The 1330-nt window shown below is 68.6% G+C and carries 1 protein-coding gene and 1 pseudogene; one reads left to right on the top strand and one right to left on the bottom strand.

Annotated elements, in window-relative coordinates; translation table 11 throughout:
* Positions 1 to 117 precede the first annotated feature (117 nt).
* Positions 118 to 246 (bottom strand): hypothetical protein, encoded by a 129-nt coding sequence (locus ABD330_RS32280; protein WP_344469877.1) that lies wholly within the window; start codon positions 244 to 246, stop codon positions 118 to 120.
* On the opposite strand from ABD330_RS32280, the pseudogene ABD330_RS32275 reads away from it, so the two are divergent.
* Positions 211 to 1128, top strand: a pseudogene (locus tag ABD330_RS32275) (ISAs1 family transposase); the annotation flags it as partial. The gene ABD330_RS32280 and the pseudogene ABD330_RS32275 sit on opposite strands and share 36 nt — an antisense overlap.
* Positions 1129 to 1330 lie beyond the last annotated feature (202 nt).

Here is a 1330-nt window from a genome sequence, read left to right as displayed (position 1 = left end):
GGTTCATGACGATCTGCCGGGTTGAGGTGTCCCTCGGAGCGGGACAGGCACGGCTTCCAAGATCATGGAGTTCTCGACGCCCCGTGATCTGCCTGGAAGACCGTGCCTGCCGACGCATCATCGCCGATCCCGCCTGCCCTTGACCAGCTCCGCGAGCACCCGGAGGTCGCGCCCGAAGAGGTGCCCGGGCTGCTGGTACGCCTTGCCGAGGTGCCCGATCCGCGTGATCCGCGCGGAGTTCGCCACGCTTTGGTCGTCGTGCTCGCCCTGGCCGCGTGCGCGGTGCTGGCCAGGGCGACATCGCTGCTGGCGGTCGGCGAGTGGATCGCCGACGCTCCGCCGCACGTCCTGGAACGCGTCGGCGTGCGCCTCGATCCGCTGCTGCCGAAACGGCTCCTGCCCGCTGAGACGACGGTTCGACGGCTGCTGGCCCGGATCGACGGCGACGCACTGGACCTGGCGGTCGGCCGCTGGCTCGCCGACCGCCGCAATCCCACCGAGGGCCAACTGCGCGGCCTGGCAGTCGACGGGAAGAGCCTGCGCGGAGCCGCCAGGGCCAAGGGCCGCAAGATCCACCTGCTCGCAGCCCTGGACCACACCACCGGCCTGGTCCTCGCGCAGTTGGACGTGCAGGAGAAGACGAACGAAATCACCTGCTTCCAGCCGCTGCTGGCCGGCGTCGCAGACCTGGCCGGTGTGGTCATCACCAGCGACGCCATGCACACCCAGCGCGAGCACGCCAGCTACCTCCTGGGCCGCGAAGCCCACTACATCGTGATCGCCAAGGGCAACCAGAAGAAGCTCCGCAAGCAGCTCAAAACGCTTCCCTGGATGGAGATCCCGCTGCAGGGCCGCACGAAGAACGTCGGCCATGGACGCTCGGAGATCAGGCGGATCAAGGTAGCCACCGTGAACAACCTGCTCTTCCCAGGTGCCCGGCAGGCAGTCCAGCTCAAGCGCCGCCGCACCGACCGCAAGACCGGGAAGACCACGGTGAAGACCGTCTATGCCGTCACCAGCCTCACCGCCGAACAGGCCGGCCCCACCCAGCTCGCCAACCTGATCCGCGACCACTGGCAGGTGGAGGCCCTGCATCACGTCAGGGACACCACATTCGCCGAGGACGCCTCCCAGCTGCGGACCGGCAACGCGCCGCGCGCGATGGCGACCTGGCGCAACCTGGCCATCGGCGCGCTGAAGCTATCCGGCGTCACCAACATCGCAGCTGGCCTCCGCCGCAGCGCCCGTGACCCACGACGCCCACTGGTGCTTCTCGGTCTCGCGTGATCACAAAACGGACATCACCGGACTACGTCGAAGCCCTGGGTGG

It is taken from the genome of Kitasatospora kazusensis (assembly GCF_039529945.1).
GTDB classification, from domain to species: domain Bacteria; phylum Actinomycetota; class Actinomycetes; order Streptomycetales; family Streptomycetaceae; genus Kitasatospora; species Kitasatospora kazusensis.
Note: the sequence above shows the minus strand (reverse complement) of the source record. Positions and strands in the feature narration are given on the sequence as shown.